Annotated in this window: 12 protein-coding genes; 5 read left to right on the plus strand and 7 right to left on the minus strand. The window is 73.4% G+C overall.

Features of this window, described 5'->3' with window-relative positions; translation table 11 throughout:
- Positions 1-1499: 1499 nt before the first annotated feature.
- On the plus strand, positions 1500-2078 hold the full coding sequence (locus AAW13_RS39775; RefSeq protein ID WP_046726371.1) for a hypothetical protein: 579 nt from the start codon (positions 1500-1502) through the stop codon (positions 2076-2078).
- A 542-nt stretch (positions 2079-2620) separates the two neighbouring features.
- Here AAW13_RS39775 and AAW13_RS46210 read toward each other — a convergent pair.
- From AAW13_RS46210 to AAW13_RS39790, 4 genes are all read right to left on the minus strand, one after another.
- Positions 2621-2791, minus strand: a complete 171-nt coding sequence (locus AAW13_RS46210; RefSeq protein WP_167391785.1) for a DUF6760 family protein — start codon at positions 2789-2791, stop codon at positions 2621-2623.
- Positions 2788-3258 carry a hypothetical protein gene (locus tag AAW13_RS39780; RefSeq protein ID WP_046726370.1) on the minus strand — a complete coding sequence of 157 codons (471 nt, stop codon included), beginning with the start codon at positions 3256-3258 and terminating at the stop codon, positions 2788-2790. The genes AAW13_RS46210 and AAW13_RS39780 overlap by 4 nt, the downstream gene beginning before the upstream one ends.
- Positions 3258-3701, minus strand: coding sequence for a phage tail protein (locus tag AAW13_RS39785; RefSeq protein ID WP_046726369.1), 444 nt, complete (start codon positions 3699-3701; stop codon positions 3258-3260). The genes AAW13_RS39780 and AAW13_RS39785 overlap by 1 nt, the downstream gene beginning before the upstream one ends.
- Before the next feature lie 64 nt (positions 3702-3765).
- Complete coding sequence (locus tag AAW13_RS39790; RefSeq protein ID WP_046726368.1) at positions 3766-5358, minus strand: phage tail sheath subtilisin-like domain-containing protein; 1593 nt, start codon at positions 5356-5358, stop codon at positions 3766-3768.
- A 254-nt stretch (positions 5359-5612) separates the two neighbouring features.
- Between AAW13_RS39790 and AAW13_RS39795 the strand changes: the two genes are divergently transcribed.
- The 3 genes from AAW13_RS39795 to AAW13_RS39805 all read left to right on the plus strand — a co-directional run bounded on the left by AAW13_RS39795 (position 5613) and on the right by AAW13_RS39805 (position 10486).
- Positions 5613-7451 carry an eCIS core domain-containing protein gene (locus AAW13_RS39795; protein ID WP_240528880.1) on the plus strand — a complete coding sequence of 613 codons (1839 nt, stop codon included), beginning with the start codon at positions 5613-5615 and terminating at the stop codon, positions 7449-7451.
- Between the two features lie 156 nt (positions 7452-7607).
- Complete coding sequence (locus AAW13_RS39800) at positions 7608-9047, plus strand: hydrolase (protein ID WP_046726367.1); 1440 nt, start codon at positions 7608-7610, stop codon at positions 9045-9047.
- Positions 9044-10486, plus strand: a complete 1443-nt coding sequence (locus AAW13_RS39805; RefSeq protein WP_046726366.1) for an RICIN domain-containing protein — start codon at positions 9044-9046, stop codon at positions 10484-10486. The genes AAW13_RS39800 and AAW13_RS39805 overlap by 4 nt, the downstream gene beginning before the upstream one ends.
- A gap of 7 nt (positions 10487-10493) precedes the next feature.
- Here AAW13_RS39805 and AAW13_RS39810 read toward each other — a convergent pair whose 3' ends face one another.
- The 3 genes from AAW13_RS39810 to AAW13_RS39820 all read right to left on the minus strand — a co-directional run bounded on the left by AAW13_RS39810 (position 10494) and on the right by AAW13_RS39820 (position 13994).
- Positions 10494-12563, minus strand: a complete 2070-nt coding sequence (locus tag AAW13_RS39810) for an ATP-binding protein (RefSeq protein WP_046726365.1) — start codon at positions 12561-12563, stop codon at positions 10494-10496.
- Entirely contained in the window at positions 12560-13219 is a 660-nt protein-coding gene (locus AAW13_RS39815) for a Pvc16 family protein (protein ID WP_046726364.1), read from the minus strand. Before AAW13_RS39815 ends, AAW13_RS39810 begins: the two co-directional genes overlap by 4 nt.
- 124 nt (positions 13220-13343) lie before the next feature.
- Positions 13344-13994, minus strand: coding sequence for a LuxR C-terminal-related transcriptional regulator (locus AAW13_RS39820; RefSeq protein ID WP_046726363.1), 651 nt, complete (start codon positions 13992-13994; stop codon positions 13344-13346).
- Between the two features lie 351 nt (positions 13995-14345).
- Here AAW13_RS39820 and AAW13_RS39825 point away from each other — a divergent pair, with 351 nt between their 5' ends.
- Entirely contained in the window at positions 14346-17078 is a 2733-nt protein-coding gene (locus AAW13_RS39825; RefSeq protein ID WP_046726362.1) for a LuxR C-terminal-related transcriptional regulator, read from the plus strand.
- Positions 17079-17182: the final 104 nt, after the last annotated feature.

A 17182-nucleotide genomic window follows, 5' to 3' on the forward strand; every position in this document is an offset into this window, starting at 1 on the left:
CGGTGCGGGGCGTGCGGGGAGGTGTGGGTGCGGTGCGGGGCGTGCGGGGAGGTGTGGGTGCGGTGCGGGCCGGTGGGGGCTGGTCGCGCAGTTCCCCGCGCCCCTGACGGGGCGCTGTCGGCGACGCCGGCTGTGCAGAGGGCCCGCCGTGTCGAGGGGCGGCGGTCGCCCCCGGCTCACCCGCCAGCGCACGCCTCTGAACGGACACCGCAGGCGCCGCCTTTCCCGAGGCCTCACGACTCTGACCGACTGCCGCCGACCCCACTTCACCGCCGGCCGCACGCCGCTGAACAGACACCGCCGGTACCGTCTCCCCTGAAGCCCCGCCGCTCTGACGCGACACCGCCGACGCCGTCTCCCCTGAAGCCCCGCCGCTCTGACGCGACACCGCCGACGTCGTCTCCCCCGAGGCCCCGCCGCTCTGAGGGGCGGGCGTCGGTGCCGCATCTCCCGCCACCGCGCGCCGCTGCACAGACACCGGCGGCGACGCCGACTCCACCGAAGCCCCGCGACTCTGACCCGTCTCCGTCGGCCCCGCTCCACCCACAGCCGCGCGCCGCTCGACAGACACCGCCGGCACCGTCTCTGCCGAGGCCCCGCCGCTCTGAGCGGCGGGCGTCGGTGCCGCATCTCCCGCCACCGCACGCGGCTGCCGAGACACCGATGACGACGCTGTCTGCTCCGAAGCCCCGCGCCGCTGAACAGCGGCCGTCGCCTCTCCCACAGCCGCACGCCGTTGAGCAGACACCGCCGGTGACGCCGTCCCCCCCGAAGTCCCGCCGCTCTGAGGGGCGGCCGTCGATGCCGCATCTCCCGCCACCGCGCGCCGCTGCACAGACACCGAAGGCGACGCCGACTCCACCGAAGCCCCGCGACTCTGACCCGCCGCCGTCGACCCCGCGTCTCCCACAGCCGCACGCCGCTGAACAGACACCGTCGGCGACGCCGTCTCCGCCGGAGTCCCACTGCTCTGCCGAGACGCCGTCAGGCCTGTCTTCTCGCGGGGCGCTTCCGGTTCCCGGGATGTCGGCGGTGCCGTTTGTCGCGGGGCGGTGGACCGCGCGCTGCGTTGCACAACCGCGTCGGTGACCGATGGCGTGGCGGACGCGGATGCTCTGCGCACGGCCGGAGTCGGCGGCGCCGCCGGACCGGCAGCGGCAGGTGGCGTGGACGAGGTCGGCGTCCTACGGGCGTCCGCGCCCGAAGCCCCGGTCTTCCCCTGTCGACGCGCGACAGCCGCGGGCTGCCCGGTCCCAGCGGGCGCCGCGGGTGCGACCGGCGCGGCGGGAGCCGGTGTGGCAGGACGGACGGGCGGTCCGGTCCTGGACGTGGATCGCTGTACGACGGGCGCTGCCGGGGAGGCGGTGCCCTGTCCGGCGGATTGCGGTGCCGCTCCTCCGCCCCGCGGCGCCGCCGGCACACCCCCAGCCGTTTCGCTGCTCCCCGCTCGGTCGCCCTCGCCAGCCGACGGCGTCACCGCGGTCTCGCCGGCCGCCACCGTGCGCGGCGCCGACGGCAACGTACGCCGCTGCACGGCCGCGGCCGACGTGCTCGCCGGTGCCTGCGTCAGCGCGCTGCGCCGGGGCGGGACCGGAGGTGCCGGTGCGACCCGGGGGCCGGTGGCCGGAGCCGTGACGGCCGGAGTCGTCTGGGGCACCCATGCCACCGGCACCGCACCCGCGGCAGCCGATGCGGGAGCGGCCGTCGTCGGCGTGGCCGATGACGGCCGTCGGACGGCTGACGTCGGCCCCGTGACCGGCGCGGTCGACGGGCTCGCCGGCGTCGTCGACGCGCTCGAACCGTTCCGTGCCGCGCCCGCCGGCGTCGGGATCCGCACGACCGCGCCCCCGCCGTGCGCCCCCGCCGACGGCGCCCGCTGCACCGGCGGCGCCCCCGCACTCACCGACCCGGCCGAGCGCGCGGCGCCGACCGAGCGTGCGGAGCCGACCGAACCAGCCCGACCAGACAAACCACCCGGACCGGACGAAACAATTGAACCGGCCGAACCAGCCGAACCAACGGAACCAACCGAACCCGCCGAACCGGTCCAGCCCGCCCTGCCGGTCGCGCCGCCCTGACCGCTCATACCGCCCTGCCGGGAGGACGCGGTCGGTCCCGGCGTCCCGGTCGGGCCGGGCCCGACCTCTCGCAGCGGGGCCACGGGAAGTGCGGTGGGCCGGCCACCCGGTCGGCCCGTCGGTCCCGCCAACGGCATTGACTGCGCCGGGCGTTCGAGGCCGCCCAGGGCACCCGTACCGGTCAGCCCGGTCCCGCCGCCGTTCGTGAGATTCGCGCTCGACGCGCCGTCCAGGACCGCGTGTGAGCGCGTGCCCATGAACGACGGGTTCTGCCAGGTCGGCAGCCGCCCGCCGAACCCCGCGTCCGCGACCTGGCCGCCCGGCCCCAGCGCACGCTGGATCGGCGGCAGCCCGGACCAGGCCGCCGCCACCACAGGACGCGGCCCCGCACCAGGCTCCCCGGCCCCGGCCGGAAGCGAAGCCGAACTCGATTCCGGGGTCGGAGACGGAGACCGACTCGGAGCCGGACTCGGTCCCAGGGCCTCGGCCCCAGCCCCGGCCCCCGGCCCGCGCCCCCGTACCCGATCCCACAGGCCCACCGGTCAGCCCTCCGCACCGGCGGCGGTCGCCGCCCTGGTCACCAGGGACGCGATCTCGGCCGTGTAGCGGCGCCGGTCGGCGTGCTCCAGGTCCAGGATGTCCTCCAGGTTCCAGTGGAAGTGGTAGGCGACGTACGCGATCTCCTCGTGCAGCCGGTCGGTCGCGTACGTCACGATTCCCCCAGGCGGCTCCCGCCGAGTTCCACCTCGAAGGGCTCCGAGCAGTGCGGGCAGTTGACGGCGGCCCGGGTGTGGCCCTCCGCGTTGATCTGCCGGTAGAAGTCCTGGAGGAACGCCAGGTCGGAGGCGAACATGTTCTCCACGATGCCGTCGTGCATGAGCGGCAGCGTGCCCAGGCGGGTGATGACCCGGCCCAGCAGGACCACCGACAGGAACGCCGGGTTCTCCTGGACGCGGATGTCCCGCAGCGGGATCAGCTCGTCCCGTGCCGTCGACAGGCGCATCACGCCCTCGCGGTGGACGGTGCCCTGCTCGTCGACGTATCCGCGGGGCAGCTGGAAGGGGAACTCCGTGCGCAGCACCTCGCGGGGTGCCTCCGGTTGCGGGGCGGCCGGGGGCGCCGTCACCTCCGGTGCGAGCGGCGCCCCGACGCTCCCGGCCCGGCCGGCCGAACGCCTCATTACTCGATGACCAGTTCTTCGAACGTGATGGTCACCGACTCGGTGAGCGCGGACGCCTCACCCGCCTTGACCGTGCTGGTGTCGATCTTGCTGCACCAGGCGTTGCGCAGGTTGTAGCGCTTCACGGGGGTGTTCTGGAAGTCCATCATGATGATGGTGGCGTTCTTGCGGGCCGTGGCCATCTGGCCGTTGATCGACTCGTTGATCCACTGCGTGAACGACGACGACTGGGTCATACCGCGTACGACCGTGCAGGTGCCGTTCTTCTTCACGCCCGGCAGGTTGCGGACGTGGTTCTTCCCGTCCGGCGTGTTCTGCTGGTAGGTGATGACGTCCTGCTCCATCGACAGGCCGCTGACCTCGGCGAGGTACTCGACCATCACGCCGTCGATCTGTAGGCCGAAATTGTGTGATGTGAGGGCGTCACCCGGCTGGAGACTCATGTCCTACTGCCCGTTCTGCTGAAGGTGCCTGAAAAACGAAGGGGTTGGGGGCCCGCGGCCCCCGCTACTCCTGGAGTTCGCCGCTGCCGCTGGAGAACTGGGCCAGCCGGAAGATCACGAACTCGGCGGGCTTGACCGGCGCGATGCCGATCTCGCAGATCACACGGCCGACGTCGACCGACTCCGGCGGGTTGGTCTCCTCGTCGCACTTGACGTAGTAGGCCTCCTCGGGCCGCTGCCCGAACAGGGCGCCGCTGCGCCACTCGTTGACCAGGAAGGCGGAGATGTTGCGCCGGATACGGGCCCAGAGGTTGTGGTCGTTGGGCTCGAAGACCACCCACTGGGTGCCGATCAGGATCGACTCCTCCAGGTAGTTGAAGTACCGGCGGATGTTCAGGTAGCGCCAGGCCGGGTCGGAGGACAGGGTGCGGGCACCCCAGATGCGGATGCCGCGGCCCGGGAAGGCACGGATGCAGTTCACGCCGATCGGGTTCAGGAGGTCCTGCTCGCCGCGGGTGATCTGGAGCTCCAGGTCGACCGCGCCCCGGATGACCTCGTTCGCGGGGGCCTTGTGGACACCGCGCTCGGCGTCGTTGCGGGCCCAGACGCCGGCCACGTGGCCGGACGGCGGGATCAGCCGGGAGGTGCCCGAGGCCGGGTCGAAGGTCTTGATCCAGGGGTAGTACAGGGCCGCGTACTTGGAGTCGTAGCCGGCCGTCTCCTGGCGCCAGACGCGGATCTGCCGGGCGTTGAGACCGGGCGGCGGGTCGATGACGGCGACCCGGTCGCCCATCAGCTCGCAGTGCGCGATCAGGCCGAGCTGGACGGCCTTGACGGCCTCCAGGTCGATCGCGCCGCGCTGGTAGGCGGCCATCAGGTCGGGCACCGCCACCATGGACACCTCGTCGACGGCCTCCAGGCCGCCGAAGCCGGTGCGGTCGGCCGAGTCGCCGAGGTAGGTGGCGGGGCCGGGGTGGGAGCCGGCGTCCACGACGGGGGGCGCGGACGCCGGCGTCTGGGTGGGGGCCACGAGGGCCACCGTCTGGTTCTCCGGACGGGCCAGCTGCGCGGCGGGCGCGGCCTCGGTCACGGTGATGAGCTTGGAGCGCTCCTTGACCTGCGTGACGACGTAGTTGCGGCCGCCCTTCTTCGCGGTCACGTCGAAGGTCTCGACGGGCTTGCCGCCGTCCTTGACGACCAGCTTGAAGCGCTCGGCGGGACCCTCGCCCTCCGGGTCGGCGACCTCGACGCTCAGGTCGCCGGAGGCCACCGCGCTCACCGTGAAGGTGCCGAGCTGCCTGGCCTCGCCGGCCGGCAGCGCGGCGGGCGCCGCGGAACCGTTCACGGCGGCGGGGGACTTGGCACCCTCGGCGGACCCGTCGGCCCCTTCCGCGGTGCCGCCGACGCGGACGACGTACGCCGCCGTGCCGCCGTTGTTGAAGAAGCCGTAGACGGAGTGCGCGAGGTAGTACCCGTCGGTGAACTCACCGAAGGCCGCCACGTACTGCGTCCAGTTGGTCACCAGCGTCGGCTCGTTCAGCGGACCGGTCGGGGCCAGGCCCACGAAGGCCGCCACCGACGTGCCCACCCCCTCGATGGGGCGCGAGCCGCTGGCCACCTCCTCGACGTAGACGCCGGGCGACAGGTAGGACGGCATGCTCTGCTCTCCTCGGGGTACGAGACAGGAACGTCTTCACCCTCACGCGCGAAGCGCGTGCGCGGAAACGTCCTCCGGTGCCTACCAGGGGGCAATACCGCTGCCCGGACGGACAGTCCGGGCGGGCCGCCGGACGACGCCACCGCCGTGGGGCGGCACGACTCTGCCCGTGGTCCTGCCCGTCCGGCCCTTCCGCCGGCCACCGGGGTCCGGTAGCGGTGGAGCTCCAGCCGTCCGGAGACGAAGGGAAGGCCGTGCGCGCACACGCAACACGGGACGAGCGGGGCAGCGACGCGGAACGGGCTCGTCCCGTGGTGGCGCCGGCCACGCCCGTGCGACGCATGATGGCCCTCCAGCGGGCTGCGGGCAACGCCGCGGTGGCCCGCGCCCTCAGCGAGGAACAACAAGTGCACGGCGCCGACCGCGGACAAGGCCCCTCGGTGCAGCGGTCCGCCGTGCACGACGTGCTGCGCTCGCCGGGGCAGCCGCTGGCCGGGCCGCTGAAGCACGAGATGGAGGGCCGGTTCGGTGGCGAGGACTTCAGCTCCGTGCGCATGCACTCGGACTCGGCGGCGCTGTCCTCGGCGGCGGAGATCGGGGCGGAGGCGTACACCTCGGGCTCGCACATCGTGTGGGACGGCAGGGACAAGACCGTCCTCGCGGAGGAGCTGCACCACACCCGTCAGCAGGCGCGGGGCGAGGTGCCCGGTACCGAGCAGGTCCCCGGTCTGCGGATCTCCGATCCCGGCGACTGGGCCGAGACCGAGGCCCGCCAGGTCGCCCGGAGCGTGATGAGCGGACCGGCGCCGGCGGTACAGCGGGCCGCCGTCCAGGAGAGCCCGGCCGCGGCGCGCACGGGCGGACCCGCGTCCGTGCAGCGGTCCCCCGGGGAAGGGACGGCGACGGAGGAGCGTCCCGAGGCGCAGGAGACCGGCGAGTCGGCACGCGGCGAGAGTCTGCGCATGCGTGACCAGCACGGCAACGAACTCTTCTCGGGCGACGACGACCGGCTCGCGGACTACGTGCGCCACCTGGCGGCCGAGGACCGGTCGGACATCTACCGCCTGCTGTTCAACCGTCTGAGCCGCCAGGGTTTCGCCGCCCAGGCCGTCAGCGTCCAGGAGGTCTGGGACGGGGCCGACAAGCCGCGGTCGGCGCGGCGCGTCCAGGTGCCGCGGGCCCTGCACTTCATCTGGCTGGGCGGCAAGCCCGGCGAGTCCGTCATCGCCAACCTGAAGGCGTGGATGGAGAACGTCGCGGACAGCGACTGGACGATGACCCTGTGGACCGACGCGAGCAGTTCCGACCTCAGGAGCCTCACGAAGATCTTCGGCAAGCATCTGCGGATCGACTCCGACAGCGACAAGCTGGTCAAGGACAAGGCGGGCACCGAGAACTACCGGCTCTACAAGAAGGCCAAGAGCAAGAAGGCCCACAACCTGGCCTCCGACATCCTGCGCTACACCGTGATGAAGGAGTACGGCGGGGTGTACCTGGACGTCGACGTCGCGTCGGGCGCCATCCAGCTCAAGACGGCACCCGAGGTGCTGATGCGCAGCGCGGACATTCCCCTGTTCGCCCCCCGACTGCGCGACAAGAACAGCGTGAACGCGGAACTGGGCCGGGAGGGAACGGATCAGGACCCGACCGCGGAGGACCTGAACGCGGCGGCCACCGCCCGCTACGACAAGGGAATTCTGGGCAACAACTTCATCCTCGCGCCCGGTTCGGAATTCATGGCCGAACTCCTCAGGAAGCTCCCGCAGCATTTCGCCGACCTGAAGGAGAAGTACGGCCCCGAGGCCGTCGACGGCGACCTCCCCGGCCTGGCCCCCGACATCTCGGGCCCCGCGTTCGTGGAAAAGGTCCTCAAGCAGTACACCGGCCGGCATCACCGGGTCATGGAACAGTCCCACAGCCCCACCGACATGGCCATCGAGAGGGACGAGTTCAAGCACCTGTTCCCGCCGGAGGCTCTGGAGTTCTGGACGTCGCTGGGCTGGTGGACCCCGGAGAGCGAGAGGCAGCTCGACGCCACCCCCGGCCTGAGCAGGACGCAGTCGCTGCTGCGGGCCCTGCACGTCAAGAAGTGAGACGCCGTCGGCCCGCCGCGCGAAGCCGCCGAGCGCGACGCCCCTCCCGGCGGCCGCGGGGCGGAACCGATGGACACCACGGTCTGCCCCTCCCGGGCACCGGTCTCTGCCCCTTTGACCGGTGCCCGGGCGGCTCTCCCCGACTAGCGTCGGTGCGTGAGCCTGTGGACTTCCCTGGAACCCGCCTCCGCGACCGTCGACCCGGGCGGCAGCACGCGCGTCCGCCTGCGGCTGCGCAACACCGGTGACGTCGTCGACGAGTACCGCTTCGAACCGGTGGGCCCCGTCGCCCCCTGGACGACGGTCGAACCGCAGACCCTCCGCCTCTACCCGGGCACGACCGGCACCGTCGAGCTGACCTTCGCCCCGCCGCGGACGCCCGACGCGACGGCCGGTCCGAACCCGTTCGCGGTGCGGATCACGCCCACCGAGCACCCCGAGGCCGTCACCGTCCCCGAGGGCAACCTCACCATCACCCCCTTCACCGAACTGCGCGCGGAACTGGTGCCGCCCACGGTGAAGGGCCGGTTCCGGGGCCGCCCCAAGCTCGCCATCGACAACCTCGGCAACACCAGGCTGACCGCCTCCGTCAGCGGCAGCGACAACGGCGACCAGCTGTCGTACGACATCCACCCCAGCAACGTCCAGATCGAACCGGGGCGCGCCGCCTTCGTCGACGCCACCCTCAAGCCCCGGAAGATCATCTGGTTCGGGCCGAAGGAACAGCGGCCGTACCGGCTGGCCGTGCAGCGCTCGGGGGTGCAGCCGGAGCAGGTCGACGGCACCTACGTCCAGCGCGGGTTCCTGCCCCGCTGGCTCGCCACCCTCTTCGGCACCCTGCTGGCCCTCGCCGTCACCTTCGCCCTGATCTGGTTCAACTACAAACCCCGCGTGCAGAGCACCGCCCAGGAGCAGCCCGTGGAGGCCGGGGTGAGCAGCATCGCGCCCAGCCCGAGCGCCACCCCGACGCCGCCGCCCGCGCCCACCGCGACACCCTCGTCGGCGCCCCAGGCGGACACCGGCAACGGTGGTGGCGGAGGAGGCGGGGGCGGGGGCGGCGGCGCGACGGCCACCGTGACCGCCAAGCCCAAGCAGGACACCGCGGCGACCGCCGTCAACCGGCTCGCCGCCGACGACCCGGCCGGGCGGCACATCTGCTACCGCTCCTACGTCCAGGGCACCGGCTGGCAGAAGCCGGTCTGCGACGGCACGATGTCGGGCACCGTGGGCAAGAACCTGCCGATCAAGGCCATCAACCTGGCGGTGTACGGCGTGCAGGGCTCCGCGGCCAACTGGTTCCACTACGACTCCCAGTCCACCAACGGCCAGGGCACGTGGTCCCCGAACTGGACGGCGATCATCGCCGACGGCAAGGACAACTACATCGGCAGCACCAAGGCGGCCGACCCCTACATCGAGGGCTTCGCCTACAACGTCGGCAACGGCAAGGCCTGCAACTACGCGAAGGTCCGCGACCACGACTGGGGCGACCAGTGGTGCTCGGGTCCCCGCAGCGACAACAACGGACTCGACTTCGTCGGCACCCTCGACAACACGCTCTGGCTCGAAGCCTTCAAGCTGACGGTGACCCCGTGACCCTGTGGACCTCCCTGGAACCCGCCTCCGCGACCGTGGACCCGGGCGCTTCGGCCCGGGTCCGGCTGCGGCTGCGCAACACCGGTGACGTCGTCGACGAGTACCGCTTCGAACCGGTGGGCCCCGTCGCCCCCTGGACGACGGTCGAACCGCAGACCCTCCGCCTCTACCCGGGCACGACCGGCACGGTGGACCTCACCTTCGCCCCGCCCCGCACCTCCGACGCGACCGCGGGCCCCAACCCGTACGCGGTGCGGATCACGCCCACCGAGCACCCCGAGGCCGTCACCGTCCCCGAGGGCAACCTCACCATCACCCCCTTCACCGAGATCCGGGCCGAACTGGTGCCGCCCACGGTGAAGGGCCGGTTCCGGGGCCGTCCCAAGCTCGCCATCGACAACCTCGGCAACACCAGGCTGACCGCCTCCGTCAGCGGCAGCGACAACGGCGACCAGCTGTCGTACGACATCCACCCCAGCAACGTCCAGATCGAACCGGGGCGCGCCGCCTTCCTCAAGGCCACGCTCAAGCCCCGGAAGATCATCTGGTTCGGGCCGAAGGAACAGCGGCCGTACGCGCTCACCGTCCAGCGCGCCGGTGTCAATCCACAGCCTGTGGACGGCACCTACGTCCAGCGCGGGTTCCTGCCCCGCTGGCTCGCCACCCTCTTCGGCACTTTGCTGGCCCTCGCCGTCACCTTCGCCCTGATCTGGTTCAACTACAAACCGCAGGTCAAGAGCCTCGCCCAGGAGCAGGTCCAGGAAGCCGGCGTCAGCAGCATCGCGCCCAGCCCGACCGCCAGCGCCCCGCTGGCCGCCCCGGCACCCACGCAGTCGGCGGTCGCGCAGCAACCGGAGAACGACGCCCCCGCCTCGCCGGACACCGGGTCGGGCGGAGGCGGCCAGGGCCAGTCCTCCCCCAAGCCCAAGAAGAAGACCGCGAAACCGGTCGTACCGGCCACGAACGTCCTGCTGCGCAACACGACCACGAAGAAGTGCGCGGACGTCCCCGGCTACGGCAACGGCACCAGCGACGGCCCGGTGCGGGAGTACACCTGCGACGGGACCACAGCCGACAACCAGCTGTGGGACCTGGAGGTGCGGTACCCGAAGGACGGCCCCGGATCGGCCGCGCTCTTCCAGATCCGCAACGCCAAGGACCAGCTCTGCATGGACCTGCCCGCCTACGGTTCGGCGAAGCTGTCCTCGCCGATCACCGAGTACAAGTGCGACGGCACGAAGGGCGACAACCAGCTCTGGTGGATCGACAAGCAGCCCAGCGGGGCCTACTGGATCCGCAACTTCGCCAGCGACAACCTCTGCCTGGACGTGGCCGGCTTCAGCGTCGGCGGCAACGACACCAACCTCACCCTGTACTACTGCTCCGACGAGGACGACCAGGAGTGGCAGATCGTCCACCCGTCGTCCGACGACCAGTGACGGCCGCTCACCAGGCGCCGGGCACCAGGCGGCCCGCCTTGCGGTACTCGCGGCGGGCGCCTTCCAGGAGGTCCGCCGCGGTGACCGGTTCGGCGCGCGCGGCCGCCAGGTAGGCGGCGGTCACCACGGCACTGCGGATCGAACCGCCGGCCAGCTCGAAGTCGCGGGCCAGCGGGCGCAGTTCGGTTTCGCCGGTGCTCGGGACGTGCGCCAGCCCGTGCCGCCACAGGGCGAGCCGCTGCTCCTCGTCGGGGAACGGGAAGTCGATCACCAGGTCGAGGCGGCGGGTGAAGGCCTCGTCGATGTTGGCGCGCAGGTTGGTGGTGAGCAGCGCGATGCCGTTGAAGGCTTCCAGGCGCTGGAGCAGGTACGCCGACTCCAGGTTGGCGTACCGGTCGTGGGCGTCCTTGACCTCGGAGCGCTTGCCGAAGACCGCGTCGGCCTCGTCGAAGAGCAGTACGGCGTCGGTGCGGTCCGCCTCGCTGAAGATCCGCTCCAGGTTCTTCTCGGTCTCGCCGACGTACTTGTCGACCACGGAGGAGAGCTGGACGACGTAGAGGTCCAGGCCGAGTTCGGCGGCCACCACCTCCGCGGACAGCGTCTTCCCGGTCCCTGACTCCCCGGCGAACAGACCCAGCACCCCGCGTCCCCGGCCGCCGCCCGCGCTCAGCCGCCAGTCGCCGAGCACCCGGTCGCGGTGCCGGGCGCGCGACGCCAGCTCCCGCAGTTCCGTGAGCGGGCGTTCGGGCAGCACCAGGTCCCGCCAGTCGACGGCGGGCCGGATCCGGCGCGCGTGCTGTTCGAGACCGGACGCCGACTGCTGCCGGGCGGCGAGCCGCACGTGGCCGGCGGCCAGCGGGGTGCCGTCGAAGGCGGCGAGGTCCTGCGCGGCGCGGGCCGCCCGAGCGAGCCGGTCGCCGCCCAGGTGGTACGGCGCGACGGTGGCCGCCAGGTCGAACCCGGGGTCGGCGGGCAGGGCCGCCGACCAGGCGTCCAGCGCCGTGGCACGCCGGGAGGGGACCTCCAGGACGAGCGGATCGCGGTGGTCGCACCACTGGGGGTCGTAGGGGCGGGCGGCGGTCAGCAGCACGGTGACATCACCGGCGGCGCCCAGCGCCCGCACCAGGGGGGCCGGGTCCCCGCCGGCCTCGACGACCAGCGCCCGCCCGCTCAGCCGCGCCTCCCGCAGCAACTCCGGGACCTGCTCCTCACCCGTCACGGAACAACGCCACGCGTCCACCCCCGCGAGCCGCGACGCCAGCACCGCGCACCCCTGCCCCTCCCCCTCCTGCCGCTCACGCAGATAGGCGAAGAGCGGCCCGGCAGCGATCCGACCGGCCAACCGCCGGACGAAATCCCCGTCGGCGAACGCGCCTTCGGGCGAGGAACCGCCGAGCGCGCGGTCGTCGGCCGGCATCCGGTCGGGCGCGGACCCGCCGTCCGGCGGCGAGCCGGCCGGCGACCCGCCGTGCGGCCGCCCGGTGGGGGAGACGTCCCGCAGGGTCGCGGTCAGGGCCGCGGACGGGGTGTCGTCGCCGAGGAGGTGGGACAGGACACGGTCCGGGACGCGCAACGAGCGGCTCAGGAAGGGCCGTTCGGGTTCCTCGACGGTGAGCAGGCCGAGCGCGGCGAGCGGGGCCGTGGGATGGAAGCGGGCGCGGGCCACGGCGAGGTGGGCGGGGACGCCGTACAGGTCGAGGGCGAGCCCGGTGGTGGCGCGGCGGCGGCCGACGTCGTCGTTGAGGTAGCCGTACAGCGGCTCGAAGGTGCGGTCGAGGTCGGGCGCCAGGGCGATGAGGAGGATCGCGGTGTCGAGGTGGGTGAGGCGCAGCCGGGTGCCGAGTTCCGCGAGGCGGTCCGGGAAGTCCTCGTCCAGGGACGGTAGTTCGGCCGGGGCCGGCGCCGGGCTGAGGAGGTGCCGTACCGCCTCCTCGGAGAGGTAGAGACCGCGCAGCGGGTCGGTGGCCGTGGGGTCGCCGGCCGAGCGGTGCTCGACGAGCGCGGCGGTCCGCTCGCGCAGGCCGGCCAGCCGGGCCAGCAGCGGGGCGGCCGGCTCCAGGGAGACGTCCAGGGTCACGCCCGGCCCCTCCGGAGGGCCCGGGCCTCGGCGACCTGGCCGGGGCGGTGGGCCCGCTCCTCCAGCACCGGGGCGTTCTCGTCCAGCCCGCCCCGTACGCGGACGGCGGCGCCCTCGGTGACGGGCGGACCGGCGTCGTACTCCGGGTAGGCCGGGAAGGGCGCGGTGATCACGACGTCCAGGGAGGGCTTGAGCTCACCGCCGAGCGCCGACCAGATCTCGGCGAGGGAGCGCGCCTCGGACTGGATGCCGGCGCAGGAGAGCGGGATCGTCAGGCCCAGCGCGCCGAGCGAGCCGGGCAGTTCGGACGGATGGATCAGCTCTCTCGGGATCAGCGTGGCCAGCACCGCGCTGATCAGCCGGTGTTCGTCCTCGGGCCGCTTGGTCCACGCCGTCACCAGGTACGACAGCCGGAACCAGCGGGGCGGCTGGCGGCGCTTGACGACGACGTCCCGTTCGTCACGGATGTCGATGTGCCCGCGCTGCCGCCGGTTCACGTCCTCCCGGATGTCGTACAGGTAGCTGTTGATCACGGGGCCGTTGCGGCGGGCCGACCAGTCGCGGGTCGGGGCGTCGAAGGAGACGTCGATGCCGGAGCCCTCCAGCGCGCCGCTGGTCAGCAGGTTCCGCAGCACCTGGTCCACTTCGTGGATCACGCCGTACTCACCGCTCCTCGCTCACCTGTCGCCCAGCCTCCATCCTGCCGCCCGCCGTGCGCGCCCCGCAGGCACCGCCGGGCAGACCGCGCTGCCCCGGTGCCGGTGACCGCTGCCCGATCGGTCAGATGTAGCCTTCCCGGAGGGCATGGGCCACGGCATGGGCCCGGTTGCGCAGGTGCAGCCGGGTGGTCAGCCCGTGCATGACGTTCTTGACGGTGCGCTCGGAGTAGGACAGCTTGCTGGCGATCTCACCGGTGTCGAGTCCCTCGGCGACCAGCCGCAGTACGTCCACCTCACGGGGGGACAGCCCGGACGCCGGGGCGCCCGGACGGCCGGCGGCGTTACGGTGCAGCGTGCCGACCTGGTTGATGAGCCGGCCGAGCAGATCCGCGGGCAGGTCGCCGTCGCCCCGGGCCGCCGCCAACACCGCCTGGGCCAGGCGTAGTTCGGTGGCCTCGTGGCGCCATACGATGGCTCCCACCCCGCACTCGATCACATCGAGCAACTCCGTCTCGCGCAGCGCCGCGACCACGAGCACGGCCCGCGCGCCCTCGCTGCGCACCACCCTGCGCAGCCGGGTCAGCACCGGTTCGTCGAGGCCGTCGCTGATGAGCAGCGCGACCGTGCCGGGGCCACTCTCGGACTCGTCGCGCACCTCGATCTCCGGATGCCGGCGCAGCTGGCTGAGCGCGCCCTCCCGGGAGATCGGATCCGGCGCGTACACGGTCACGGGCGTGCGCCCGACCGACGCAGATGAACTGTGGCTGGCCAACCGCTTCCCCTATGGACACGTGCCCGTCACCCCTGAGGGAACGGTGACAGACGGGATTACTCCAGCCTGCTGTGCCCGAAGGGGCAGGGACAATCGTGGAGCACCACGACAGGGACCACGAGATGTGGGGGTGCGCCGGAGACCGAGGGGGGCACGTGTCGACCGCGGGCCGGTGGGGGTCGTTCGAGCAGCCGAGACACCGCCGCCGGCACCGCGGAGAAATCCACAGCCCCGTATCAAATGTGCCGTCCACGCAACAAAGGCCCCCGCACCCGCAGCCCCTCCACAACCTGTCCCACCCCCACCGCCTCTAACCCTCAGAACCCGACAGCGCACCGCGAGGAGCCAGGAATGACCCGTCTGTCCCCTGAACTCGCCGACGCCACGCACCTGTTGGCCGAGGAAGCCGAGCGCACGCGGACCGGCGGCGGCCGGCTCGTGCTGCTCCGGGGCGCCACCGGAACCGGCCGCACCACCGTCCTGGAGGCCGCCGCCGAACAGGCGGCCGGCCTCGGCCTGCGCACGCTCCGCGCCCGCTGCTCCCCGGCCGACACCGCCATCTCCTTCGCCACCGTCCTGCAACTCCTGGGCCCGGTGCCCGAGTTCGCCGACCTCGCGGTGGACGGCGACGAACGGTCCACCGCCGCCGGACTCTGGCGGCTGCTGCGCGCCTACGCCGACGCCTCCCCCCTCCTGGTCGTCGTGGACGACGTGCACCTCGCCGACGCCCCCTCGCACCGCTGGCTGGTGGAGTCCGCCCGGCACATAGACCGCTTACCGATCCTCCTCGTGGTCAGCGAGCGCAGCCAGTACGACCTGGACCCGCCCACCCCCGGCTTCGCCCACACCCTGCCCCCGGCACTGGTCCGCACCCACACCCTCGCCCCCCTCACCCCCGTGGCCGCCGCCGCCCGGGTACGCGACGAGTTCCCCGACGCGCCCCGGTCCTGGATCGACGACTGCGTGCACGCCGCCGCCGGCAGCCCGCTGCTGCTGCGGGCCCTCCTGGACGACCTCGCCACCGCCAGGCACCCGGACGTGCCCGAGACGACCGCCGCCCTCTACCCCGGCGCCTACCCGGCCGCCGTCCACTGGTGGCTGGACAGCGCGGGACCGGCCACCACCGAGGTCGCCCGTGCCCTCGCCGTCCTGGAGGAGACCCCGGCCACCGGACTGCCCGACAACGACGTCACCCCGCTGCTCGCCGGACTGGCCGACGCCGACCCCACCCGGGTGGCCGGCTGGCTCACCGCCATGACCAACCTCGGCCTGCTCACCCTCGGCCCCGACGGCCGCCCCCGCTACCCGCACCCCCTGCTGCGCGACGCGGTCCTCGCCGGCGTCCCCGCCGCCCGCCGCCGCACCGCGCACCGGGCGGTCGCCGAGGCGATGCTGCGTCAGGACGCGCCCGCCGAGGCCGTCGCCCGCCAACTGCTCGCGACCGGACCGGTGGCGGCCCCCTGGGCCCCGCCCCTGCTCCAGGACGCGGCGGCCCTCGCCCTCTACGAGGACCGCGCCGAGGACGCCGTCGCCTATCTGCGCCGGGCCCTGGAGGAGCCCCTCGCCGACGACCACCGGCAGCGGCTGCTGACCGAACTGGGCTCGCTGGAGTACGCGGCACCCCGCTCCACCGCCGCGATACCGCGGCTCGCCGAGGCCGTCCGGCTGCCCGCCACCCCGCACAACCGGGTCCGCGCGGCCGTCGCCCTCGGCACCGCGCTGACCGGCCGGGGCCGCACCCGCAAGGCCGTCGAACTGCTGCGCTCCGTGGACGGCGAGCTGACCGGCCGCCCCGACCTGACCCGCACCCTGCACACCGCCTCCGTCCTCCTCTCCGACCAGGACCAGGAGGTGCGCCAGGAGCTCTACCAGCGGCTGTCCGAGACCGCCGACCGCTCCCCGGAACTGGTCGGCACGGCCGGGCAGGCCCTGCTGGTACGGCACTCGGCCTCGGCGGGCCTGATCTCGGCCCGGGAGGCGATGCGGGAACTGCGCGCCCTGCTCGCCGCCCCCGCCGACCCGCTCACCGAGCCCGTCCTGCTCGGCACGGCGGCCACGGTCGCCCAGTGGGCCGACGAACTCGACGAAGCCGACCGGCTGGTGGACCGCGGCCTGGCCGGCCAGCGCCCCGACGTGCTGCACCCCATGCACCACGCCCTGCTCAACTGCCGTACGGACATAGCGGCGGCCCGCGCCGACCACACCCGCCCGGCCGCCGTCCCCGAGTCGGTCTCCCCGACCAACGTCGACGCCCACACGCTCGTCGCCCTGGTGGAGACCGGCCGTGCCGACCGGGCCGAGGAACTGGTCGCCGGGCTGGACCTGCGGGAGGCGGCGGACTCCTGGGAGCTGAACCGGTTCCTGTACGCGCGGGGGGTGGTGCGGGCCGCCGCCGGTGATCCGGCGGCGGCGCTGCACGACTTCCTGGAGTGCGGGCGCCGGCAGTCCGCCCGGGAGGTGATCAGCCCGCTGGTCACGCCCTGGCGGACGGCCGCCGCCGAGTGCCGGCTGGCCCTCGGCCGCCCCCTGGAGGCCATCGCCCTCGCCGAGGAGGAGCTGCGGCTGGCCCGGGTCTGGGACACCCCGCGCACGGTGGGCCGGGCGCTGCGCGTCCTCGGTACGGCGACCGGCGGCCGCCGCGGCCTGGAACTCACCGAGGAGGCCGTACGGCTGCTGCGGGACACCGCCACGGCCGGTACGGAACCGGCGCTCGCCCTGCTCGCGCTGGGCCGCCAGCTGACCGCCGCCGGGGAGGCGGCCCGCGCCCGCGACTGTCTGCGGGAGGCCGCCGAGCACGCGGAACGGCTGGGCGCCGTACGGCTGGTGGAGCTGGCCGAGCACAGCCTGCGGCAGGGCGGCGCCCGTTCCCCCCGGCGCCGGACCGGCGCCGCCTCCCTCACCGGCAGCGAACGCCGGATCGCCGAACTGGCCGCCGAGGGGCGCACGAACGTGGAGATCGCGGCCCTGCTCCACCTGGCCCGCCGTACCGTGGAGACCCATCTCACCCACACCTACCGCAAGCTGGGCATCCGCCGCCGCACGGACCTGCGCCCCGCCCTGGACCAGGCGACACCGCTCCCGTAGAAGTCATCGGCCGGCGCCGGAGACCAGGGGCGGGTTCAGGGGGTGGAGGCCAGGGACCGGAGATCAGGGGCCGAGGCTCAGGGGTCGGCGATCAGGGATCGAGG

It is taken from the genome of Streptomyces humi (assembly GCF_001005085.2).
Classification (GTDB): Bacteria; Actinomycetota; Actinomycetes; order Streptomycetales; family Streptomycetaceae; genus Streptomyces; species Streptomyces humi.